The organism is Acerihabitans sp. (assembly GCF_036398755.1).
Classification (GTDB): Bacteria; Pseudomonadota; Gammaproteobacteria; order Enterobacterales; family Enterobacteriaceae; genus Acerihabitans.
Map to the genome: position 1 here is coordinate 1 of NZ_DASWOM010000030.1, position 23,966 is coordinate 23,966.

Below are 23,966 nucleotides of genomic sequence, written 5' to 3' on the forward strand. Positions count from 1 at the left end.
CACACCTTGCGGCGCCAGAACCTAAATCTGGTGCGTCTACCAATTTCGCCACTCCCGCAAAGTATGGTGGCTACGACGGGAATCGAACCTGTGACCCCAGCATTATGAGTGCTGTGCTCTAACCAGCTGAGCTACGTAGCCTTCCTTCCGCGTGACCATCATTCGGCGTTGCGGGGCGCATTATGCGTAGTTGCAGAAATTCAGTCAACACCTTTTTTCGGTAATCGGGCTTCGCGCATGCTGTTTGTCTGGCTTATGAGCAACCTGATGATAAAAACCGCATAAGGCCCGATTTTACCTATTCAAACAAATAAAAATCGGGCCGCAAAGGCCCGATTCATGCTGCAACCAACACCAGACCCAAGTCAGGCGTGTTAAAGGGAGAGCGTGCCGATAGCTTTAGTACGCGGACTGATGCACGCCCACCGCGCGTCCCGACGGATCGTCCATGTTTTTAAACGACTCATCCCATTCGATGGCCTTCGCCGAGGAACAGGCCACCGACGGGCCTCCCGGCACGCATTCCGCCGCGCTCGGCAGCGGGAACAGCTCTTCGAAGATCTCGCGGTAAAAATACGCCTCTTTCGAGTTCGGCGTATTATAAGGAAAACGGAAATGCGCGTTAGCCAACTGCTGGTCGGAAATCTGCTTGCCGGCCACTTCCTTCAACGTGTCAATCCAGCTATACCCCACGCCGTCGGAAAACTGCTCTTTCTGCCGCCAGGCTATGCTCTCCGGCAGATAAGACGCAAAGCACTCGCGCAGCACATGCTTCTCGATTTTACCGTGGCCGCACATCTTATCCTGCGGGTTGATACGCATCGCCACATCAAGGAAGTTTTTATCCAGGAACGGCACCCGCGCCTCCACGCCCCAGGCGGACATCGCCTTATTGGCGCGGGCGCAATCGTACATATGCAGCGCCTGCAGCTTACGCACCAACTCTTCATGGAACTCTTTGGCGTTGGGCGCCTTATGGAAATAAAGATAGCCGCCGAACACCTCATCGGCGCCCTCGCCCGACAGTACCATCTTAATGCCCATCGCCTTGATCTTGCGCGACATCAGGTACATCGGCGTCGAGGCGCGGATGGTGGTGACGTCATAGGTCTCGATGTGGTAAATCACGTCGCGGATGGCATCCAGGCCTTCCTGCACGGTGAAATGCACTTCATGATGCACGGTGCCCAGATGGGTTGCCACTTCCTTGGCGGCGCGCAGATCGGGCGAACCTTCCAGGCCGACGGCAAAAGAGTGCAACTGCGGCCACCAGGCCTCGCTGCGCGCGCCGTCTTCAACCCGGCGGGCGGCATACTTTTTGGTGATGGCGGAGATAACCGAGGAATCCAGGCCGCCGGAAAGCAGCACGCCGTATGGCACATCGGACATCAGGTGGCTTTTTACCGACTCTTCCAGCGCGTCGCGCAGCGCCGCTTTGTCGGTGACGTTGTCCTTTACATTGTCATAAGAGAACCAGTCGCGGGTGTAATATTCGCGGATTTCGCCGTCCCGGCTCCACAGATAGCTTCCCGGGGGGAATTCTTTAATGCTGCGGCACACCGGCACCAGCGCCTTCATTTCCGAGGCGACATACAGCGTGCCGTTCTCATCATGACCCATATACAACGGGATAATGCCCATATGGTCGCGGCCAATCAGGTAGGCGTCTTTCTCGGTATCGTAGAGGATAAAGGCAAACATGCCGCGCAGCTCGTCGAGAAACGCCGGTCCTTTTTCCTGGTACAAGGCCAGGATCACCTCGCAATCGGAGCCGGTCTGGAACGCATAACGATCGCCCAGCTCCTGGCGCAGCGCCTGATGGTTATAGATTTCGCCGTTCACCGCCAGCACATGGGTATGGGCGGCGTTATACAAAGGCTGCGCGCCGGTATTCACATCGACGATGGACAGCCGTTCATGGGCCAGGATCGCCTGGTCGCTGGCAAAGACCCCCGACCAGTCGGGACCGCGATGACGCATCAGGCGCGACATTTCCAACGCGGTTTTACGCAGTTCGCCCGGATCCGATTTTAAATCCAGTACTCCAAAAATTGAACACATTCTCTTTTCCTCACGCCGGTCTTTAGGCAAATGCTTGGCTGTTGACATCGATTTAGCACTAAAATGGCACCATTATTCAAGATCAATCAATGAAAAAAGCCATGATGCTGGTGATAATTCAATTTAATAGCGGTAATTATGAATAACCGTCAATAAAACAGCGGAATTGGCCGTTAAATTTGACCGATCGTGAATGGGGTAAAAGGTCAAAAACCGCCAATCAGCTGTTTTCCAGCAGGCGCTGCAGTAAAACGCCGTTAAGCATTGCGCGTTTCACCAAGGCGAAGGCGCCGATGGCCGAGCCGTGATCCAGGGCGGATATCACCACCGGCAGGTTTTGGCGAAAACCCACCAGCACCTGATTGTCGATGCAGCGCTGCACCGCCGGCAGCAATACCTTATGGGCTTCGGTGATCTCACCGGCCAGCACCACTTTTTGCGGATTGAACAGGTTGATGGCGATCGCCACCGCTTTACCCAGGTGATGGCCCACCTGTTCGATGACTTCGCAGGCCAGCGTATCGCCGCGGTTGGCGGCTTTGCAAATGGCGCCGATCTGGCAATTATCCAGCGTCAGCCGGCTGGGGTAGCCCTGTAATAGCAGGTGGCGCACCCGCTTTTCAATGGCGCCGTTGGCGGCGATGGTCTCCAGGCAGCCGAAATTTCCGCAATGGCAGCGCTCGCCCAATGGGTCGACCTGGATATGGCCGATCTCCCCAACGTTGCCGTTGCTGCCGAGAAAAATCTGGCCATTGACCAGGATCCCGGCGCCGGTGCCACGGTGCAAACGAACCAAAATGGAATCCGCACAGTCCTGGGTCGCACCAAAATAGTGCTCGGCCAGCGCCAGGCTACGGATATCGTGGCCGACAAACGCAGGCAGGTGAAAGCGTTTTTGTAAATTCTCCACCAGCGGCCAGGCGCTAACGTTGATATGCGGCATATAGCGCACCACACCGGAATAGGGATCCACCAGGCCGGGCAGGATCACCGAAATGGCGATAAGCTCGCGGCTTTTACGCTGGATCTGCTCCAGAAAACGGGTAATGGCGCTAAACAGCGCCGCTTCCAGCCCCTGCTGGGTGCTTTCCGGTAGCGGGATAAACTCTTCATACAGGGATTTACCGGTGAGATCGTAGAGGGTAATGGTGGTGTCATGGCGGCCGAGACGCACGCCGATCGCCTGGAAGGCGCGGGTTTCGGCGACGATGGAAATGGCCCGCCGCCCACCGGTGGACGCTTGCTGATCCACCTCGCGGATAAGCCCACGCTCCAGCAGTTGGCGGGTGATTTTGGTGATGCTGGCGGGGGCCAGCTGGCTTTGTTCGGCAATCTGGATGCGTGAAATCGGCCCCGACATATCGATCAGGCGGTACACCGCAGCGCTATTGAGCTGTTTGACCAGGTCAACGTTTCCTATCGGGGCGTGTCCGCCTGGGGTCATCGGTTTGTTACTCGCTCATCAGAAAACTTCGTCGCCATTAACGATAGTCTTGGTTATCCGGTAATCGTGGGTAAACGCCGTCAGGTTAGCCACCTTGCCTGCCTGCAAAGTACCCAACTGCGCCGCCACGCCCAAGGCCTGGGCCGGGTAAAGCGTCGCCATGCGCAATGCTTCATCCAGCGCGATGCCGCAAAACGCCACGCTGTTGCGCACCGCTTCTATCATCGTCAGCGCCGAACCGCTCAGGGTACCGTTTTCATCCAGACACAGGCCGTCACGGTAGTATATTGTTTTACCGGCAAAAATGAACCGATCAATCTGGTTATCGGCGCCGGCGGGCGCGGTGGCGTCGGTGACCAGCACCAGTTTATCGCCCTTGATGCGCTTGGTGTTGCGGATATTGGCGTAATTCACGTGCAGGCCGTCGGCGATAATGCCGCAATACAGCGTCGGTGTATCATATATGGCGCCGATAAGGCCGGGTTCGCGCCCGGTGAGCGGCGGCATGGCGTTGAACAAATGGGTGGCGAAGCTGACACCGGCGGCAAAACCCGCTTTCGCCTGCTCATAGGTGGCGTTGGAATGACCGGCCGAGACCATGATGCCCGCCTGGCTCAACCGGCGGATAACACCGGCATCGACCTGTTCCGGCGCCAGCGTAAGCTGGGCGATGACATCGGCGTTGGCGCACAGATATTCCACCATTTCGGCCGAGGGTTTGCGCATCAGCGCCGGATCGTGGGTGCCTTTTTTAACCGGATTCAGATAAGGGCCTTCCAGGTGCAGGCCCAGCGCCTGGTGCTTGTGCTGCGCCAGGAACGCGCGCATCACCTCGACGGCGCGGCGCATAAACGCATCGGTGCTGGTGATCAGGGTGGGTAAAAAACTGGTACAGCCCGATTTGACATTGGCGCGCTGCATGGTTTCCAATGTTTCCACCGACAGGGCGTCCAGGGAATCATTAAACTGCACGCCGCCGCAGCCGTTAAGCTGCAGGTCGATAAACCCCGGAGCCAGGATGGCGCCGTCGAGGTCGCGCCGTTCAATATCCGCCGGCAGCGAATCCAGCGGACAAACCGCGTCTATCGCGCCGTCATTGATGATTACCGCATGCTGTTCAAGGACTTGATGGCCGGTAAATATCCGGCCGTTGGTTAATGCGTACATCGTTCGCTCCCGGTTTCAATCAGCTGTTTTTCAGGCTCAGGGTACTGGCGGCTTCCAGTTCACGGAAATATTTCACCGTTTTCACTTTCAGTTCCATGGTGGACGGTTCGTCGCAGACCATTACCGCTTTAGCATGAAGCTGCAGACAACTTATTGTCCACATATGATTCACGTTGCCTTCCACCGCCGCCTGCAATGCCTGGGCCTTATTGTGGCCGATAACCAGAATCATCACTTCCTCGGCGTCCAGCAGGGTGCCGACGCCGACGGTCAGGGCAAAACGCGGCACCTGTTCGATATCGTTATCAAAGAAACGGGAATTGGCCCGGCGGGTTTCCAGGGTCAATGTCTTGACGCGGGTGCGGGACGCCAGGGACGAGGCCGGTTCGTTAAAGGCGATATGGCCGTCGTTGCCGACGCCGCCCATAAACAGCTGGATCTTGCCGTATGATTTGATTTTTTCTTCATAGCGGCGGCATTCCGCGTCGATATCATCGGCGTTGCCGTTAAGCAGATTGATGTTTTCCTTGGGAATATTGACATGGTCGAAAAAATTGCGATGCATAAAGGTGTAATAACTCTCCGGATGGGCGGCGGGCAGGCCGACATACTCATCCATGTTGAACGTTACCACGTGCTCGAAGCTGATTTGGCCCGCTTTATGCATCTCGATAAGGGATTTGTAAGCTTCCAGCGGCGTGCTGCCGGTGGGCAGTCCGAGGATAAACGGACGCTCCGCGGTGGGTTTGAAGGCGTTGATGCGCTCGACGATATGACGGGCGGCCCATTTGCCTACATCGGCGGCGGTTTCTAACGGAATAAGTCTCATGACTGACCTCTTTGATAGATAAAAACAGGTGTCCGCAACGGTATTTACAGTATAGCGTTGGCGCAGTGGCATAAAACAACAGGGGCTACGGCGCTCCGACCGGACGGAAGAAGTATAGGTTGATTATTCGTGTTGCAAAATAAGTTTGACATATTTAGTAGAATAAGTCACAAATCGTACCGGTTCAAGGTGATTCTAATCACATATTATCCGTAATTAATTTGCGTTGAAAATTAAACTTTCTACACTGCGTATGAACGGCTTCGTCAGGCGCGGTTTTTAGCAGGCAAGGGTTAGACAGCCCATATTGTGGGTTGATCGATAAGGTCAAAAGGGGAATCAAGGTGAATATACTCAGTTATCTTCAAAAAATAGGCCGCGCATTGATGGTGCCGGTGGCAACATTGCCCGCCGCCGCCATCCTGATGGGCGTCGGTTACTGGATAGACCCGGTGGGCTGGGGCGGCGGCAGCGCCTGGGCGGCCTTCTTCATCAAGGCCGGTTCGGCCATTATAGAAAACATGTCGGTACTGTTTGCCGTCGGCGTGGCCTACGGCATGTCCAAGGACAAAGACGGCGCGGCGGCACTGTCCGGCCTGGTGGGCTTTTTGGTGGTCACCACGCTGTGCGCTCCGGCTTCCGTGTCGATGATCCAGCATATTCCCCTGGCCAACGTGCCGGCGGCTTTCGGCAAAATCAACAACCAGTTTGTCGGCATCCTGGTGGGGATTATCTCCGCCGAGCTGTACAACCGCTTCAGCCAGGTCGAGCTGACCAAGGCGCTGTCGTTCTTCAGCGGGCGCCGGCTGGTGCCTATCCTGGTCTCCTTCGTGATGATCCTGGTGGCCTTTATCCTGATGTACGTCTGGCCGCTGGTGTTTAACGCGCTGGTGTCGTTCGGCGAGCATATCCAGCGGCTCGGTTCGCTGGGGGCCGGTATCTACGCCTTCTTCAACCGCCTGTTAATCCCGGTGGGCCTGCATCACGCGCTGAACTCGGTGTTCTGGTTCGACGTGGCCGGCATCAACGACATTCCCAAATTCTTCGGCGGCCAGCAGTCCATTGACGCGGGCACCGCCATCGTCGGCATTACCGGACGCTACCAGGCCGGTTTCTTCCCGATCATGATGTTCGGTCTGCCGGGCGCCGCCCTGGCCATTTATCAGTGCGCCCGTCCGGAAAACAAAAGCAAGGTTGCCGGGATCATGATTGCCGGGGCGTTTGCCGCTTTCTTTACCGGCATCACCGAACCGCTGGAATTTTCCTTTATGTTCGTGGCGCCGGTGCTGTATTTCCTCCATGCCCTGTTAACCGGTTTGTCGGTATTCATCGCCGCGCAGATGCATTGGATGGCGGGTTTCGGCTTTAGCGCCGGCCTGGTGGATATGGTGCTTTCCTCGCGCAATCCGCTGGCGGTCCATTGGTATATGCTGATCCCGCAGGGACTGGTGTTTTTTGTTATCTACTATCTGGTGTTCCGTTTTACCATCAAACGCTTCAACCTGCTGACCCCGGGGCGTGAGCTGGCGGTCGCCGGTGACGAAAGCGACGGCTACAACGTCGATATCGAACCGGTCGCGGCCACCACCAAGGCCGGCGAAACCCAGGCGCTGGCCCGTCGTTACATTAGCGCGTTGGGCGGTTCGGAAAACCTGACCGGCATCGACGCCTGTATTACCCGTCTGCGGCTGAACGTGAAGGACTCGGCGCTGGTCAACGAATCCCTGGCGAAAAATCTCGGCGCCCAGGGCGTTATCCGTCTCAACAAAGAAAGCGTGCAGGTGATCGTCGGCACCCGTGCCGAAATTATCGCCGACGCCATGCGTGGCGTGCTGGCCGAAGGGCCGGTGGCGGCGTCGCGGTCCGTTTCCCAGGCCGCGCCCGCGGCGCAACCCGCCGCGGTGGTGAGCCATGAGCCGGTGGCGCGCCCGGTGGTGCTTAGCCTGACGTCGCCGATTACCGGCGACATCGTGCCGCTGGATCAGGTGCCGGATGAAGCCTTCGCCAGCAGGGCGGTCGGCGATGGGGTGGCCATCCGGCCGACCGGAAAACTGGTGCTATCGCCGGCCAACGGTACCCTGGTCAAGGTGTTCGGCACCCATCACGCCTTTTGTCTGGAAACCGACACCGGCGCCGAGGTTATCGTGCACATCGGTATCGATACCGTCGGACTGCAGGGGCAGGGCTTTACCTCACTGGTGGAGGAGGGCAGCAAGGTCACCCAGGGCCAGCCGATACTGGAGCTGGATCTGGACTATCTTAACGCCAACGCCCGTTCGATGATAAGTCCGGTGGTGATAAGCAATATGGATGAGTTCGGCGCCATTACCGCCATCGCCAGCGGCGCGGTGGTAGCCGGCGTGACTCCGCTGCTGGATGTCACCGCGAAATAAGTTCCCATCGTTAACCGGTTCCGGCGCGCCTGGCGCGCCGGAATTTCCCTCCCCGCCATACCCTCGAAACGTCCGTACTTTTCCCGGTTATCCTCCGGCGCGGTTGCGCCTATGCTAATATGGCCTCCGGTTACCCGGCCTGTCCGCCACGGCGGCGGAAAGGCCGCGCCGCCGCGCCCGGCGCCATAAGAATTTCTGCAACTAACGGTTGTGTCGGGACGTGGCTTGTTGGAACATAAGCATAATAAATGTCGTGCGTTCGCGTAGAGGAAATACAATATGAGTGAGGCAGAAGCCCGCCCAACTAATTTTATTCGTCAAATTATCGACGAAGATTTGGCAACCGGTAAGCATCGGTCGGTGCACACCCGTTTTCCGCCGGAGCCTAACGGCTATCTGCATATCGGCCATGCCAAGTCCATTTGCCTGAACTTCGGCATCGCCCAGGATTATCAGGGCCAGTGCAATCTGCGCTTCGACGATACCAATCCGGCGAAGGAAGATATTGAATTCGTCGATTCGATTAAAGAAGACGTACAGTGGCTCGGTTTTACATGGAGCGGCAACATCCACTACTCTTCGGATTATTTCGACCAGTTGCACGCCTACGCCATTGAGCTTATCAATAAAGGGCTGGCTTATGTGGATGAACTCTCCCCGGACGCCATCCGCGAATATCGCGGCAACCTCACCACACCCGGCAGGAACAGCCCGTTTCGCGACCGCTCGGTCGAGGACAACCTGGCGCTGTTTACCATTATGCGCAGCGGCGGTTTTCCCGAGGGCAGCGCCTGCCTGCGGGCTAAAATCGATATGGCCTCGCCGTTTATGGTGATGCGCGACCCGGTGCTGTACCGCATCAAGTTTGCCGAACACCACCAGACCGGGTCGAAGTGGTGCATCTACCCGATGTATGACTTCACCCACTGTATCTCCGACGCCCTGGAAGGCATCACCCATTCACTGTGTACCCTGGAATTCCAGGATAATCGCCGTTTATACGACTGGGTGCTGGACAACATCACCATCGACTGCCATCCCCGCCAGTATGAATTTTCGCGCCTGAATCTCGAATACGCCATTATGTCCAAGCGCAAGCTGACCCAACTGGTGGCGGAACATATCGTCGAGGGCTGGGACGATCCGCGCATGCCCACCATTTCCGGCCTGCGCCGCCGTGGTTATACCGCCGCGTCCATTCGCGAATTTTGCCGGCGCATCGGCGTCACCAAACAGGACAACAACGTGGAGATCGCCGCGCTGGAAGCCTGTATCCGCGAAGATCTGAATGAAAGCGCGCCGCGCGCCATGGCGGTAATCGACCCGGTGAAGCTGGTGATTGAAAACCTGCCGGCCGGGCACGAGGAAACCGTGACCATGCCCGCGCATCCCAATAAACCCGAAATGGGCGAGCGCCAGGTGGCCTTCAGCCGCGAAATATACATTGATCGGGCGGATTTTCGCGAAGAGGCCAACAAGCAGTACAAGCGTTTGGTGCTGGGCAAGGAAGTGCGCCTGCGCAACGCCTATGTCATCAAGGCCGAACGTATCGACAAGGATGAGCAGGGTGAAATCACCGCCATTTATTGCAGCTACGATCCGGATACCCTGAGCAAGGACCCGGCGGACGGGCGCAAGGTGAAAGGGGTAATACACTGGGTCTCGGCCACCCACGGCGTTGCCGCCGAGTTTCGTCTGTACGATCGCCTGTTCAGCGACCCTAACCCCGCCTCGGCGGACGATTTCCTCGCCACGCTGAATCCGCAATCGCTGGTGATTAAACAGGGTTTTGTGGAAGCCAGCGTGCGCGCGGCTGAACCGGGTAAACCCTATCAGTTTGAACGCGAAGGGTATTTCTGCGCCGACAGCCGCTACTACAGCGCTGAAAAACCGGTATTCAACCGCACCGTCGGCCTGCGCGATACCTGGACCAAAACCGCCGTCTGACGGCGCGCCGCGAGCCTTGTCCATGGCGCGGGCAAGACGGCCCCGGCCGGTGATGGATCATGTCGCCGGCAGCATTATGCGGCGCGCCATCCTGGCGGCGCCGATGGCGCCGTTAAACGCCGATGAAGACGCTTTGGCGAAGGTTATCTCCTCATAGGGCAGCGGCTTGCGAATAAAATCGCCGGCCCTGGCAATCAGCCGGGGGTAGGGGAAATTTTCCATATCCATCACCCCACCGCCCAAAAGGACATGTTCGGGATCAAACAGATTGACGCCGGTGGCAATCGCCTTGGCCGCGGTGTCGATAAAGCCGGTAATATAGCTATCGTCGCCGGCGCAGGTAAAGATATCCGACAGCGGATAATCACGCGCCGCGCCCTGGTACCATCGCGCCAGCGCCACGCCGGAACACAAGGTTTCCAGGCAGCCTTTGTTGCCGCAGCCGCAGCGCGCCGCGTCATCCCCCAGGGGAATATGCCCCAGTTCCCCCGCCACGCCATGCGCGCCGACATAGGGCGCGCCGTTGAGCCAGACGGAAAACCCGAATCCGGTGCCCAGATAACATCCCAGCACCAGCTTATCGCCCAGGCGCCGCTCGCTTACGTCATAAGACAACTGCAGGTTAACGTCGCGCTCGAAGGCCACCGGGCACTGCAGACGCCGCGCCAGGTTGTCCGCCAAATCAACGAACTCGCTCGCGGCGCAGGGCAGGTTGGGCGTGGACATGATGCGCTTCCTGTCACGGGCTATGGACGCGGGAAAGCCAATCATGACGGCGGCGACCCCGGCGCCGCGTTCCGCGATAAAGCGGCCGATAAAACCCGCCAACCCCTCCGCCATGCCGTTTTCCACTACCGGCAGGCTACGTTCTTTCGCCGTGACCAGAACCTGGCCATCGGGCGATAGCAAACAGATGCGGATATGGGTGGCGCCCATGTCCACGCCGACTATCACCAACTGCCCGGTGTTCATCTTAGCTGGCCTCTCGCTGCGCGTCCTGGATGTGTTCGGTCATCATTTTCCAGGCCTGGTGTATATCCGGCGCGTTGTTAAACAGGCCGGAGGATCCGACGATCAACACATCGGCGCCCGCCGCGATAAGCGATCGGTAGGTGCGCTGGTTGCATGAACCGTCAATTTCGATTTCATACCGCAAACCGTGGCTGTGGCGATACGCCTTGAGCTGGCCTATTTTATCCAGCATTTCGGCGATAAACGGCTGGCCGGCAAAACCCGGATCGACGGTCATGACGGTAATTTTGTCCGCCAGATGGATATAATATTTCATCATTTCAACCGAAGATTCGGGATTGAGGATAAGACCCACGCCCAATCCCAGCGACCTGATTTTTTCGATAAGCCGGAAGGCCTGGCCGGACAAGGTTTCCGGATGGAGGGTAATCATACCGGCGCCCGCTTTCGCCAGGCTGTCGATATAATCTTCCGGATGGGTAACCATCAAGTGGCAATCCAGCGGTTTACTGGCGAGCCGTTTGACCTGCTCGACAAAAAAAGGCGACAGCGTCAGGTTGGGCACAAAATGCCCGTCCATAATATCGATATGGATATAATCCGCATGCTGGTCGATAAATTCTATCTGTTCTTTAAATTTCAATAAATCCATGCACATTAAAGAAGGGGATATTTTCATATCGGTTACCTATTTACTGATAAGTCGATCTAAAGCCACGGCGGCGATAATCAATCCCCCCATGACAACTAATTGATAGTATGTCTGTACCTGAAGTATATTAAGACCATTATTAATAGTGCCAATAATTAAACCACCAATCACCACCGAGAATATTCGTCCCTTGCCGCCAAAAAAACTGGTGCCGCCGATAATGGCGCTGGCAATGGCATAGGTTTCAAAACCGATGCCCGCCAGGGGTTCCGCCGCGCCCAGGCGCGCGGTGGACACCACGCCGGCCAGTCCGGCGCAAATACCGGAAATAATAAATACCACCAGCATATGGAATTTAACGTCGATACCGGAAAAGAAAGCGGAGTTTTTATTACCGCCCAGGGCGTAAATATTTCTGCCAAGCCGGGTGCGCGCGGTAATAAACCACAGGATAACCGCAATGATCAACGCAAAGATCACCGGCACCGGGACGCCCAGCACACTGCCGGCAAAGAAGTTAACAAAGCCGAACGAGAAACCGTATACCGAATTGGCATCGGAAATCACCAGGGTGGCGCCACGGAAAATGGCGTTGGTGCCAAGGGTAATGATAAACGGGTGCAGGCCGGTCCAGTTGACCAGGCAGCCGTTGATGGCGCCCAATAACCCGCCGACCACCACGCCGCCGATCAGCGCGGCGGAGATCGGGTCAAAGCCCGCCAGCATCAGCTTGGCGGTCACCATGCCCGACAGGGCCAGAATGGCGCCTACCGACAGGTCGATGCCCGCCACCAAGATGGCGAAAAACTCGCCCATGCCGATCAATACCGTCACCGAACTCTGCACTAATATTTGCGTAATATTATTGGTTTTGAGAAAATATTCGCTGGAAATAGAGCCGAATATCGCAACAATAATCGCCAGGATAAAAAACGTGCCGTATTGATCCCAGAATCTCTGGAAGTTGAATGTGGACTTCTCCATGTTTATTTCCCTCAGCTTTGTGGCAGCGCCCATGTCATGACATCTTCTTCCCCGATAGTCTCGTTATTGTCGAGAATATGGGCCAAGGTTCCTTCGCAAAATATGGCGATACGGTCGCATACGGTGATAATTTCCGGCAGTTCGGATGATACCATCAGTATGGTTTTCCCCGCCGCGGCCAAATTGCGCATCACCTTATAAATTTCCGCCTTGGCGCCGACATCAATTCCGCGCGTGGGCTCGTCGAAAATAATGACTTCCGGCTCGCAGCATAGCCATTTGGATATCAATACCTTTTGTTGGTTGCCGCCGGACAGTTCGGTAATATTTTGGTCCACCGAGCTGCATTTCAGCGACAGCAGCCGGCGCTGCGTTTCCGCCAGCTCCCGTTCCTGCTGCGGATTGAATAATCCCACCGCGCCTTTATATCCGCCTTCCTTCAAGCTTTTACTGATGGCAATATTCTGCGCAATGGAAAAATTTTCAAAAAAACCGTTTTCACGCCGGCTTTCGGTGATATAGCCCATGCCCTTTTTCAACGCGTCCAGTGGTGAGGTCGGGGTGATATCGACATTATGCAGCAACACCCTGCCGCTGCTTTTCGGCTCGACGCCGAAGATGCAATTCATAAATTCGGTGCGCCCGGAGCCCACTAAACCGGCAAAGCCCATGATCTCGCCTTTTCTCACCTGAAAAGAGACGTGCTTGACCCGGCGTTTATCCTTGCTGGTGACGTCTTCCACCGCAAAGACGATGTCGGCGTCTTCGCTGTCGCCGCCAATTTTCTCTTTAAGGGAGCGGAACCGGTTTTGCACCTCGCGTCCGACCATCAGCCGGACGATATCATCGTTGGTCACCTGTTCAATCTGGCCGGAGGCGACGCTGCAGCCGTCCTTCATGACGGTATAACGGTTGCAGATGCGGCGGATCTCGTTGAGCTTATGCGAGATATAGACAATCGCCGTGCCGTCCAGGCGCAGCTGATTCATGATGAGGAACAGGTAATCGACTTCGTTATAGGTCAGGGAGGAAGTCGGTTCGTCCATGATAATAACCTTGGCATCCAGCATCAGGGTTTTGGCAATTTCCAGCATTTGTTTTTGGCTGATGGAAAGATTGCCTACCTTTTCATCCAGGCGTATTTTCAGTCCGACACGCATCAGCATAATGGCCGCTTTGGTACGCATGTCGCGCCAGTCCACCATGTTAATGCCGAAGGTTTTTTTTACCGGCAGCCGGCCGATAAATAAATTTTCCAGCACGGTTAATTCATCTATAACGCTTAATTCCTGATATATAATACCGATGCCCAGCCCGGCGGCAATTTTATGATCAAGCTTAGGATAATCAGTATTAGCGATGTTTATATTCCCCGCCGTCGGAGCGTAAATACCGGAAAGTATTTTCATTAATGTTGATTTACCGGCGCCGTTTTCACCCAATAAAGCATGTATTTCACTAGGATATATTGCTAAATCAACTGATTTCAACGCCTGGACGGGACCAAAAGATTTGGCGATCCCCTCCATTTTAATAAAAGGAGTGCTCATATTACTCTCCGGATCATTTGCAAGACGGCGGGAATAGGCGGCCTTGCCACACCTGGGAATCGGTGGCCTTGATTACCTGGTGACTAAAATTGAATCAACGGTTTCTATTTTCGGTTGGGCATCAAGGGCGATGGGCTTGCCTGATTTCACCGCATTCACCAGGATGGTCAAGCCATTGGCGCCGATTTCCGCCGGATTCTGGGCGACGGTGGCGGTCATCATGCCCTGGGCCACCATTTTGCGCGCTTCCGGGATGCCGTCGGTGCCGACCACCAGGATCTTGCCGGTCTGTCCGGCGTTGGCCACCGCCTGCGCCACGCCCATCGCCATGGTATCGTTGGCGCAATAGAAGGCTTTCAGCCGCGGATTGCGCTGCAACACATTGGTCGCCACGTCCAGGGCTTTGATGCGATCCCAGTCCGCCGGCTGGCTGGCCACCAGTTTGATATGGCTGTTGGCCTTGAGCTCAGCGGTGGCGCCATTGCGGCGCGCTTCGCCCGAGGCGTTGCCGGCCTTGCCTTCGATAATCGCCACCTCGCCGCCTTCGGCGCCCAGCCGGTCGATAATAAACCTGGCGCCCTTGGCGCCGACCGCCACGTTATCGGTGGTAATAAAGGCTTCTACGTTGCCTTTGGCCTTCGCCAGGTTGGCCAAATCAATTTTTTCGTCCAGGTTAACCAGGTAAATCCCTTTCTGGTACGCCTTGGCGACGGGAATGACCAGGTTCACCGCCGATAAAGGAGCAAAGGCGATGCCTTTGTAATTTTTATTGGTCAAATCCTCGAATAACTGCAATTGTGATTGGAAATCGCCTTCCGAGGGTGAGGCAAATATATCCACGGTAACACCGAGATCTTGCGCTTTTTTCTCGATACCCTGTTTCATCTCAACCCAAAAAGGGTTGGATAAGGTTTTCAACACTACGGCGTAATCGGCCGCCGCGTGGGCGACGGTGGATAACATCAGTCCACAGGCGGCGCCCCCGACCAGTTTGATAAATTTATTCATTATTCTATCTCCAAAAGAGAATTATTTATAATCACGCTTAAGGTACTTGGTAATGGAACTCGTTTTTTCCAGATTTTTATTCGCCAGCTCGATATCCTGCCGCGCCACCGAAACAAAAAAAGCATCAAGCAGGGTAAGTTGCAAAATACGGGCCGAGGCGTTCCTGCCTAATAACGGGGTTTCCGGCGCGGGTGAGCAAATATTAAAATCCGCCAACTGGGCAATGGGAGAATTGCTGCTATGGGTTATGCAAATAATTTTTGCCCCATTATCCTTGGCAATCGACACCACCCGCTTAAGATCGCTGGTACGGCCCGAATGCGACACCACCAGCGCCACGTCGCCCGGTTGCAACAGCGAGGCCGACATCATCATCAAGTGGGCGTCCAGGTAGGCATTGCAACGCAGGCCGATTTTCAGGAATTTATGCTGCACGTCCGCACAGATGGAGTTGGAACCGCCGACGCCGTACAGCTCGCGCTGGTTGGCGGCAAAAAAACATTGGGCCGCCTGCTGGATCACGTTGGCGTCGACAATCGCCTGGCCTTCGACAATGGTGCGCACGGTCAGGTTAAACACTTTATTGACCACATCTTCCGGACTGTCGGTAGGAGAAAGCTCGGCGGTGATATCATGATCGGCATGATCGAAATATTCGACGATGGCGCTGCGCAGCTGCCGAAAACCGCTGAAGCCCAAAATTTTCGATACCTTGACAATCATGGCCTCCGACAGGCCAAGGCTCAGGGCCACATCCTTGATACCCGATACGTCGGTCAGGTTGCCGGGGGATAAAAACCATTCCACGATGCGGCTTTCGTTTTCGGTCATGCCTTCCTGTTTGATACGAATATAAGGGGCAATGCCGATACCGTGCGGCATATCGTTTTGCAGGTCTGAATCATTCATCGGGTCTTTCTCGGGTGATTAACATTGCCTGTCACTATATCACCATGGCGAAAGTTTAAAATCTGCAGCGAACTTCACGTTTTATATAAATTTATAAATTAATGTTTTCTGTAAAATATCGGCGCGCCAAGGAACCAGACCAGTATTGCGACGGTGGCGCTGCATAATACTTATGTTAAACAATAAGATAGGTAGACTGATCTTTTTTGTTCAGCTTTATGGATGTTAGATAGGGGGGAGGGTCTGATTTGCCACTCAATTTTTTTGCTAAAAATAACAGTGAATAAAAGGACTGTATTTCAATCAATTACCTCGTATGGTGGTCCGCGGCGGCAAAAGGTGTGAACATTGGCTTTATTAATTTTTATATTCTGTGAAGTAAGGATGCGAAAAGGGCGGCCGGGCGATGGGCGGATTGGTGACGCTGGGCAAAGCCATGCCCGGTGAACCGAGGAAACCGGTGATGGATGGGGCGGGGGTTTATCGGATGGTATTGAAAGCTTGGGCATGATGAGAAAGCGGCGTGGACAGCAGCCGCTTTAAGAGAACCTGTAACGCCGCGGTTATTCCTTTACGCCGTTGAGCATATCGGCGTGGTCGTGCAGCGTTTCGTCTTCACGGCAATTGCCGGTTTCACAATGTCCGTAAAGATATAAACTATGATTGGTCAGCTTGATATTGTGTCTTTTGGCGATGTCACGCTGGCGCGCTTCAATGAACTCATCGCGGAATTCGATGACCTTGCCGCAATCCAGGCAAATCAGGTGGTCATGATGATACTGTTGCGTCAGTTCAAAAACCGATTTGCCGCCCTCAAAGTTATGGCGGGTGACGATACCGGCATCGTCAAACTGGTTTAGCACACGGTATACCGTGGCCAGGCCAATTTCCTCACCCATATCTATCAGCTTTTTGTACAAATCTTCCGCACTGACGTGATGGCATTCCGGATCTTGCAACACTTCCAGAATCTTCAGTCTGGGAAGGGTGACTTTCAGGCCGGCCTTCTTCAATGCAATATTATTGTCAGTCATGCGGGTTTAGTCCTGTTACTTTGATAATCTGATTGTAGGCTAGCTTAGCCTATAACATCGGTCGGCCCGAAAAATGTGACGCCGTCTCATTATAGGACTGCCTGTCCAAAATGAAAGCGGCGCGTTGTTAACAACTATAGCCCGTTTTGCGAAGCGAATTCTGCAACATTTGCTAAAAAGGGTGGAACCGCTGCGCTATTGTACCGCGTTGTGGATAAAAGTTAAAAACTTGTATCTATTAATTCGAAAGGATTTAGTTATCAGCAAGGTCGGGAATGCCGCCCCGGGGACGCGACGGCTTCCGACTCCCTTGCCGGGCATTGCCCATAACGGCAAAAATGCCGCGTGGCTTCAGCCGAGCTGCAGTTCCGCGCTGATTTGCCGTACCCAGCCGTCCACGCGTTCATTGGTCAGCTCGGGCTGGCGGTCTTCGTCAATGGCCAGGCCGATGAAGTGCTGGTCGTCCGCCAGCCCTTTGGAGGCTTCGAAATGATAGCCGGCGGTAGGCCAGTGACCGACCAGGGTGGCGCCGTTGGGTTCGATGATATCGCGGATGGTGCCCATGGCGTCGCAAAAATACTCGGCATAATCCTCCTGATCGCCACAACCAAACAACGCGACTTTTTTCCCTGAGAAATCAATTTCTTCCAGGGTCGGGAAAAAATCATCCCAATCACATTGCGCCTCGCCGTAATACCAGGTCGGGATGCCGAGCAGCAGGGTGTCGAACCGCGCCAGGTCTTCTTTACTGCTTTTGGCAATGTCATGAACTTCGGCAACATCCGCACCCAGTTGCTTCTGAATCATTTTGGCAATATTTTCGGTATTGCCGGTGTCACTGCCAAAAAAAATGCCTACAGTCGCCATGAGTTTGAAAACCTCTTAAATATTATGGATGTGTTCTATAACAATCAGTCATCTTCTGCGGCAATCATAGCAGACCCTCAACCGGGGAGAAACTCGCCAGCCGGGTTTTGTCGCAAATTTGCCCGGTACGCGGCCTGTGGCGGCCCACGCCATCGCGTCTTTCCGCGCCGGCGGCGCTATCCCCGCTGACCGTCCGCTCCTTGCTGCCGCTCCAGCTCGGCCAATAAAATAAGTTCAATCAGCTCGCTGCGCGACAGGTTTTGCCGGTAGGCCAGCTCATTGAGCGCGTCCACCGCGTCGGCATTAATTTTCAGCTCCACCCGGCGCAGGCCGCGCTTTTTATCCCGGCGCAACTGGTTGCGCTTGTTGATGCGCAACTGCTCATCGCGGGACAAGGGGTTGGTCTTTGGTCTTCCCGGACGTCGCTCATCAATAAATAAATCCAGGGTGGTGCGGTCCGTTTGTTCTTTTGCCATAGGTCATGAAGGGATTGTGCATCAAAAAGCAGGCGGGCTGACGCCGGCCGGCGACGCGATAACCCGCGCCGCCGGGCGCGCATCGCCCGTAACCTTATGTTTTACGTACGCCATGGCCCGCATAAAACACAGCGGGCCATGTTACCCCAGGCCGGTATCAAACGACAATATTAAACTCAGGGCAAATCCCCCCGACCCGGCCTATTCCGCCAGGAAACGGTCCAGGGCGCGCATTACCGCCGCGGGTTTTTCCGCATGGACCCAATGACCGGCGCCGGCGACCACGTGGGCGCGCGCCTGGGGGAACTGGCGCAGGATCGCGTCGCGGTAACGGTCGTCAAGGTAGGGCGACTTTTCGCCCCGGATAAACAGCGCCGGCCCGGCCCAGGGCGCCGATTCCCGCCAGCCGATAAGCGACGGATAATTCTCCCACAGCGCCTCAAGGTTAAAACGCCACCCGCCCTGGTGAAACGATTTGAGCAAAAACTGGATGGTTCCCTCATCAAGCGCATCCTGTCGCATCAGCGCCGCCGCCTCCGCGCGCTGTGTGACGCCCGCGGCCGCAACGCGCCTGAGCGCGGCGAAAACATTGTCGTGATGGCGGGTGGGGTAGGCCACCGGCGCCATGTCGATAACCGCCAGCCGGGCAACGCGATCGGGCGCCTGCGCGGCGAGAGTCATGGCGACCTTGCCGCCCATGGAATGTCCGATCAGGATGCTTGCGCCAAAGCGCAACTCAGCGAGCAGGTCAATCACATCCTGGCTCATGGCGGCGTAACCGGCATCGCCATCATGGGGCGAGAGGCCGTGATTACGCAGATCAATTTGCAGGATGGCGTGGCGTTCCCCCAGCGGCCGGGCCAGCACACCCAGGTTATCCAGACTGCCGAACAGCCCGTGCAGCAATACCACCGGCGGGGTTTCGCCCGGCTGCCGGGCCGGTTGCAGACGATAGTGTAATTTCATCCTGATCCTCATGGCGACAACGGAGCCTGATAGCCTATCATGAGTCATCCGTCCCGCGGCCGCAAAAAAAAGCCGGCGGCGCCGGACAGGGCCTCGGGGGTTATTCCGACTTTTTACTCAAGCCGGATACTAGCGCTATTCGCCGGGCCGGTTTAGCTTGTATAATCCTTTTGATTGATTTATGAGAAGAAAGCCCCGGATAAAGATGAAAACAATAGAAGTCGACGAAGACCTTTACCGCTATATCGCCAGCCACACGCAACATATTGGCGAAAGCGCCTCGGATATTTTGCGCCGGATGCTGAAATTCAACGTTCAGGCCAACGCGGCGGCGCGCGCCAAGGCGGAGGAAACGCCCGCCAAGGCGGAGCCCGCATCGCCGGCGCGCGATCGGGTGCGCGCCATGCGTGAGCTCCTGCTGTCGGACGGCTACGCGGATCAGCGCAAGGCGGTCGATCGTTTTATGCTGGTGCTGTCAACCCTTTACACCCTGTCCCCGGCCGAGTTTACCGGCGCGGCGGAGACCCTGCACGGCCGCACCCGTACCTATTTTGCCGCGAATGAACAGACATTATTGCAAAATGGCAGCCATACTAAACCCAAGCAGGTACCTGAAACGCCTTATTGGGTTATCACCAACACCAATACCGAACGTAAGCGGAGCATGGTGGAACACATTATGCTGGCAATGCAGTTCCCGGTGGAACTGACCGACAAAGTTTGCGGTACCATTTGATCAACAGCAGCCAAGGGAGAAGCACCGATGGCTAATAGCCCCCGCGCCGGGCAACCCGCCCGGCAAAGCGATTTAATCAACGTCGCGCAGTTAACCTCACAGTATTATGTGTTGCGTCCGGAACCGGGCAACACCGCGCATGCGGTAAAATTCGGTACTTCAGGCCATCGCGGCAGCGCGGGACGCCACAGTTTTAATGAAGCCCATATCCTGGCCATCAGCCAGGCCATCGCCGAGGAACGCGCCAAACAGGGCATAACCGGTCCATGTTATGTGGGCAAGGATACCCACGCGCTGTCCGAACCGGCGTTTATTTCCGTTTTGGAAGTCCTCAGCGCCAACGGCGTGGACATTATCGTCCAGCAGGAAAACGGCTTTACCCCGACGCCGGCGGTATCCAACGCCATCCTGACGCACAACCGCACAGGCGGCGCGCAGGCCGACGGCATCGTGATTACGCCGTCCCATAACCCACCGGAAGACGGCGGCATTAAATACAATCCGCCTAACGGCGGGCCGGCGGACACCAACCTGACCAAGGTGATAGAAGAACGCGCCAACGCCCTGCTGGCCGAGGAGCTGCGCGGGGTCAAGCGCCAGTCGCTGGACGCGGCCTGGAACAGCGGCCATATCCACGCGCAGGACCTGGTTCAGGCCTATGTGGAAGGACTGGCCGAGGTGGTGGACATGGCGGCTATCCAAAAAGCCGGCCTGAAACTGGGCGTCGATCCGCTGGGAGGGTCGGGCATTGCCTACTGGCAGCGTATCGCCGAGTACTATAAGCTCGATTTGACGCTGGTGAATGAGCAGATTGACCAGACCTTCCGGTTTATGTATCTGGACCACGACGGCATTATCCGCATGGACTGCTCGTCCCAATGGGCCATGACCGGCCTGCTGTCCCTGCGTGATAAGTTCGACCTGGCGCTGGCCAACGACCCCGATTACGACCGCCACGGCATCGTTACCCCGGCGGGCCTGATGAACCCCAACCATTTCCTGGCGGTGGCGATCAACTACCTGTTCCAGCACCGCCCGCAGTGGGGCGCCGACGTGGCGGTGGGCAAAACCCTGGTCTCCAGCGAGATGATTGACCGGGTGGTGGCCGACCTGGGCCGCCGGCTGGTGGAAGTGCCGGTCGGGTTTAAGTGGTTTGTCGACGGCCTGTTCGACGGTACCCTGGGTTTTGGCGGTGAAGAGAGCGCGGGCGCCTCGTTCCTGCGCTTTGACGGCAAACCCTGGTCCACCGATAAAGACGGTATCATCATGTGCCTGCTGGCCGCGGAGATCACCGCCGTGACCGGCAAAAACCCCCAGCAGCATTATGATGAGCTGGCGCAACGTTTCGGCGCGCCCAGCTATAACCGCATCCAGGCCCCGGCCAGCCATGCGCAGAAAGCGGTGTTGGCCAAGCTGTCTCCCGAAATGGTCTCCGCCAGTACCCTGGCCGGCGACGCCATCACCGCGCGGTTGACGGAAGCGCCCGGCAACGGCGCGTCCATCGGCGGCCTGAAGGTCATCACCAAAAACGGCTGGTTTGCCGCGCGTCCGTCCGGTACCGAAGAAGCCTACAAAATTTATTGTGAAAGCTTCCTGGGACCAAAGCACCGTGAACAGATCGAACGGGAAGCGGTGGATATCGTCGGCGAAGTGCTGGCCGGCGCAAAATAACATCCCTGTGGCGGGCGGCAATCGCCGCTCCGCCCGAGCGGTTCGCCCAGGCGGCAAGCACACGCGCCTGGGGTGAACTGTTGGAAGTATTCGCCGACGGCACCGACGGGGCGCTGTTTTTGGATGAAGCGCATATCAGGCTGCAGGATATCCATCCTGAAGATATCAGCGTCGTGACGCAGGAGGCACTGGGGCGGTTTCCCGAGCTGTCGCCTGGGATTTGGCGGCGCTACCTGAAGAAATAACCCTCGGGGCAGGCCTTATTCTTCTGGGTCCATAGGGCATAGCCGGGTGTGTATGTCCGCTGGAAACGCCTAACCGAGCGCCACCATAAGGGCGCCGGCGGTAATAAGCGCCACCCCCGCGCCCGCCACCAGCGATATTTTTTCCCCAAACAGAATCACCGCCATCACCACGGCGAACACCACGCTGAGTTTATCGATGGGCGCCACCTGCGAAACATTGCCGTATTTGATTGCCATAAAATAGAATAGCCATGACAAGGCGCCCGCCACGCCGCTAAGCACGATAAAACCCAGGGCTTTTTTATCCGCCAGGATTACGCCGACCATATTCATCTTGCCTTCTACCACCACCACACCGACCAAAAACAGCGCCATTACCACCGAGCGGATGGCGGTGGCGCTATTGGCGTCCAGATGCTGAAGGCCGATTTTACCAAAAATGGCGACCAGCGAAGCGGTCAGGGCGGAAAGGAGGGCGTAAATCAACCAGGAGCTCATCATGATGTCCATTAGCGGCAAAACCACGATGTTACTAAAGCCTCATCATCTATGCCACGCCTAACGGATGGCTCTCCGGCATATATCCGCCACCGGCTGAAGGCAGCCGGCGGGTCTCATCGCCTTAGCCATAAAGCCAGGCGCAAGGCGTAACCTGTATACCTGGGAGGGCGACGGGATCTTGGGCGATAGGGCGGGGAGCGGTCACGGCAGGAATCGATAGCCGATGCTGGTCTCGGTGAGCAAATGGTTGGGCCTGGCCGGGTCCAGCTCCAGCTTTTGCCGCAGATGGCCCATGTAAATGCGCAGGTAATGGCTATGTTCCACCGCGTTGGGACCCCACACTTCCGCCAGCAGATAACGCTGGGTCAGCACTTTGCCCTGATGGGCAATCAACACGGCCAGCAGACGGAATTCGATAGGCGTAAGGTGCAGCGGCTCACCATCGCGGGTCACCTGGCGGTTAACCAGATCGACGCTGACCGCCGCAAAGTTCACCGTCGAGGGTTTTTCATCGCCGCGCAGCGGTCGCCTGAGCGCGACACGCACCCGCGCCAGCAGTTCGCCGATGCCGAAGGGTTTGGTGAGATAATCGTCGGCGCCGGCGTCCAGCGCATCGATTTTATCCTGCTCGTCGCTTCTGGCCGACAGTACCACGACGCTGATTGAACTCCAGCGGCGCAGATCGCGAATAAATTCGACGCCGTTGCCGTCCGGCAGCCCAAGGTCGAGCACGATTAAATCCGGTTTGCGGCTGGCCGCCTCGAGCAAACCGCGCGCCACGGTCTGCGCTTCAAACACCCGGTAACCTTCGCGCTCAAGCGCCTGGCGGACAAAGCGGCGGATGGCGTCCTCGTCCTCTACGATCAGAATATTAGCGGTCTGGGTGCTCACGTTTCCTCCGATGGAGTGATGTCGGGCGGCGAGGCCAGCGGCAGGGTAACATGAAAACAGACCCCGCACGGGCGGCTACCCTCGTCGGCATGTCGATACCGGCTGCGCGGCTTAACCTGCGGGACTTTTGTCGCAAACCCTCCGCCGTCCTGAGCATAATCGTCTACGCTTTGCTTAAGCAATGATTATCTGTGGGAGTTATGCATGGGCAATAAAATCCCCGTCGGCATCAGCGCCTGCCTGATGGGAGAAAAAGTGCGTTTTGACGGCGGCCACCGGCGCTTTGCGTTTGCCATGGACGAGCTGGCGCCCTACGTACATTTTGTTCCCATTTGTCCCGAAATGGCAATCGGCCTGCCCACCCCGAGACCGGCGCTGCGTTTGGTCAGGGATGAGCAGGGCCGCGTCGCCATGCGTACCGGCAAAGGCCAGGACGACACCGATTTGACGCAGGCGATGCAATCCTTTTCCGAGCGGCAGGTGCAAAGCCTGGGCCATTTATGCGGCTATATCGTCTGCGCCAAGTCGCCGAGCTGCGGCATGGAGCGGGTCCGGGTGTACGATCGCGCCGGCGCGCGCAAGAACGGCGTCGGCCTGTATACCCGGGAACTGATGCGGCAACTGCCGTGGCTACCGGTGGAGGAGGACGGCCGGCTGCACGAC

23 protein-coding genes and 1 tRNA gene are annotated in these 23,966 nt (G+C 56.5%); 7 read left to right on the forward strand and 17 right to left on the reverse strand.

Translation table 11 applies throughout. The features are described 5' to 3' along the window. Positions 1-64: 64 nt before the first annotated feature. From VGC33_RS05550 to nagB, 5 genes are all read right to left on the reverse strand, one after another. Positions 65-141, reverse strand: a tRNA-Met gene (locus VGC33_RS05550). 258 nt (positions 142-399) lie between these two features. Beyond that, positions 400-2,061 (reverse strand): asparagine synthase B, encoded by a 1,662-nt coding sequence (asnB, locus tag VGC33_RS05555; protein ID WP_331119758.1) that lies wholly within the window; start codon positions 2,059-2,061, stop codon positions 400-402. 220 nt (positions 2,062-2,281) lie between these two features. Beyond that, on the reverse strand, positions 2,282-3,505 hold the full coding sequence (nagC, locus tag VGC33_RS05560; protein ID WP_331119759.1) for a DNA-binding transcriptional regulator NagC: 1,224 nt from the start codon (positions 3,503-3,505) through the stop codon (positions 2,282-2,284). An 18-nt stretch (positions 3,506-3,523) separates the two neighbouring features. Next, positions 3,524-4,672 (reverse strand): N-acetylglucosamine-6-phosphate deacetylase, encoded by a 1,149-nt coding sequence (gene nagA / locus VGC33_RS05565; RefSeq protein WP_331119760.1) that lies wholly within the window; start codon positions 4,670-4,672, stop codon positions 3,524-3,526. Positions 4,673-4,691: 19 nt separating this feature from the next. Further along, on the reverse strand, positions 4,692-5,501 hold the full coding sequence (gene nagB / locus VGC33_RS05570) for a glucosamine-6-phosphate deaminase (RefSeq protein WP_331119761.1): 810 nt from the start codon (positions 5,499-5,501) through the stop codon (positions 4,692-4,694). Between the two features lie 344 nt (positions 5,502-5,845). Between nagB and nagE the strand changes: the two genes are divergently transcribed. Further along, entirely contained in the window at positions 5,846-7,894 is a 2,049-nt protein-coding gene (gene nagE, locus VGC33_RS05575) for an N-acetylglucosamine-specific PTS transporter subunit IIBC (RefSeq protein ID WP_331119762.1), read from the forward strand. Between the two features lie 279 nt (positions 7,895-8,173). After that, positions 8,174-9,841 carry a glutamine--tRNA ligase gene (glnS, locus tag VGC33_RS05580; RefSeq protein ID WP_331119763.1) on the forward strand — a complete coding sequence of 556 codons (1,668 nt, stop codon included), beginning with the start codon at positions 8,174-8,176 and terminating at the stop codon, positions 9,839-9,841. Positions 9,842-9,898: 57 nt separating this feature from the next. Here glnS and alsK read toward each other — a convergent pair whose 3' ends face one another. The 10 genes from alsK to VGC33_RS05630 all read right to left on the reverse strand — a co-directional run bounded on the left by alsK (position 9,899) and on the right by VGC33_RS05630 (position 19,259). Next, positions 9,899-10,813, reverse strand: a complete 915-nt coding sequence (alsK, locus tag VGC33_RS05585; RefSeq protein WP_331119764.1) for an allose kinase — start codon at positions 10,811-10,813, stop codon at positions 9,899-9,901. A gap of 1 nt (position 10,814) precedes the next feature. Next, positions 10,815-11,492 carry a D-allulose 6-phosphate 3-epimerase gene (gene alsE / locus VGC33_RS05590; protein ID WP_331119765.1) on the reverse strand — a complete coding sequence of 226 codons (678 nt, stop codon included), beginning with the start codon at positions 11,490-11,492 and terminating at the stop codon, positions 10,815-10,817. Positions 11,493-11,501: 9 nt separating this feature from the next. Beyond that, a complete protein-coding gene (gene alsC, locus VGC33_RS05595) occupies positions 11,502-12,449 on the reverse strand; it encodes a D-allose ABC transporter permease (protein ID WP_414636891.1) in 948 nt (315 codons plus the stop codon). Positions 12,450-12,460: 11 nt separating this feature from the next. Further along, positions 12,461-13,999, reverse strand: coding sequence for a D-allose ABC transporter ATP-binding protein AlsA (gene alsA, locus VGC33_RS05600; RefSeq protein WP_331119767.1), 1,539 nt, complete (start codon positions 13,997-13,999; stop codon positions 12,461-12,463). Positions 14,000-14,071: 72 nt separating this feature from the next. Then, positions 14,072-15,007 (reverse strand): D-allose transporter substrate-binding protein, encoded by a 936-nt coding sequence (alsB, locus tag VGC33_RS05605; protein WP_331119768.1) that lies wholly within the window; start codon positions 15,005-15,007, stop codon positions 14,072-14,074. A 21-nt stretch (positions 15,008-15,028) separates the two neighbouring features. Continuing rightward, positions 15,029-15,916, reverse strand: coding sequence for a transcriptional repressor AlsR (gene alsR, locus VGC33_RS05610; protein ID WP_331119769.1), 888 nt, complete (start codon positions 15,914-15,916; stop codon positions 15,029-15,031). Between the two features lie 563 nt (positions 15,917-16,479). Then, positions 16,480-16,950: a ferric iron uptake transcriptional regulator gene (gene fur / locus VGC33_RS05615; RefSeq protein WP_331119770.1), complete on the reverse strand. Its 471-nt coding sequence runs from the start codon at positions 16,948-16,950 to the stop codon at positions 16,480-16,482. Positions 16,951-17,301: 351 nt separating this feature from the next. Next, complete coding sequence (gene fldA / locus VGC33_RS05620; RefSeq protein ID WP_331119771.1) at positions 17,302-17,817, reverse strand: flavodoxin FldA; 516 nt, start codon at positions 17,815-17,817, stop codon at positions 17,302-17,304. A 176-nt stretch (positions 17,818-17,993) separates the two neighbouring features. Then, positions 17,994-18,293, reverse strand: a complete 300-nt coding sequence (gene ybfE / locus VGC33_RS05625; RefSeq protein ID WP_331119772.1) for a LexA regulated protein — start codon at positions 18,291-18,293, stop codon at positions 17,994-17,996. A gap of 201 nt (positions 18,294-18,494) precedes the next feature. After that, the gene (locus tag VGC33_RS05630) at positions 18,495-19,259 is read right to left on the reverse strand and encodes an alpha/beta fold hydrolase (RefSeq protein ID WP_331119773.1); all 765 of its coding nucleotides are present in this window, start codon (positions 19,257-19,259) and stop codon (positions 18,495-18,497) included. A gap of 205 nt (positions 19,260-19,464) precedes the next feature. Here VGC33_RS05630 and seqA point away from each other — a divergent pair, with 205 nt between their 5' ends. The 3 genes from seqA to VGC33_RS05645 all read left to right on the forward strand — a co-directional run bounded on the left by seqA (position 19,465) and on the right by VGC33_RS05645 (position 21,911). Continuing rightward, a complete protein-coding gene (gene seqA, locus VGC33_RS05635; protein ID WP_331119774.1) occupies positions 19,465-19,995 on the forward strand; it encodes a replication initiation negative regulator SeqA in 531 nt (176 codons plus the stop codon). A gap of 27 nt (positions 19,996-20,022) precedes the next feature. Further along, entirely contained in the window at positions 20,023-21,666 is a 1,644-nt protein-coding gene (pgm, locus tag VGC33_RS05640) for a phosphoglucomutase (alpha-D-glucose-1,6-bisphosphate-dependent) (protein WP_331119775.1), read from the forward strand. Positions 21,667-21,746: 80 nt separating this feature from the next. Beyond that, positions 21,747-21,911: a hypothetical protein gene (locus VGC33_RS05645; RefSeq protein ID WP_331119776.1), complete on the forward strand. Its 165-nt coding sequence runs from the start codon at positions 21,747-21,749 to the stop codon at positions 21,909-21,911. Positions 21,912-21,980: 69 nt separating this feature from the next. Here VGC33_RS05645 and VGC33_RS05650 read toward each other — a convergent pair whose 3' ends face one another. Both VGC33_RS05650 and kdpE read right to left on the reverse strand, forming a co-directional pair. Further along, positions 21,981-22,409 (reverse strand): EamA family transporter, encoded by a 429-nt coding sequence (locus tag VGC33_RS05650; RefSeq protein ID WP_331119780.1) that lies wholly within the window; start codon positions 22,407-22,409, stop codon positions 21,981-21,983. A 204-nt stretch (positions 22,410-22,613) separates the two neighbouring features. Next, complete coding sequence (gene kdpE, locus VGC33_RS05655) at positions 22,614-23,303, reverse strand: two-component system response regulator KdpE (RefSeq protein ID WP_331119777.1); 690 nt, start codon at positions 23,301-23,303, stop codon at positions 22,614-22,616. Between the two features lie 50 nt (positions 23,304-23,353). On the opposite strand from kdpE, the gene VGC33_RS05660 reads away from it, so the two are divergent. Both VGC33_RS05660 and VGC33_RS05665 read left to right on the forward strand, forming a co-directional pair. Further along, positions 23,354-23,488, forward strand: a complete 135-nt coding sequence (locus VGC33_RS05660) for a hypothetical protein (protein WP_331119778.1) — start codon at positions 23,354-23,356, stop codon at positions 23,486-23,488. Positions 23,489-23,507: 19 nt separating this feature from the next. Further along, on the forward strand, positions 23,508-23,966 hold a 459-nt coding region (locus VGC33_RS05665), incomplete at its 3' end, for a 2-thiouracil desulfurase family protein (protein ID WP_331119779.1).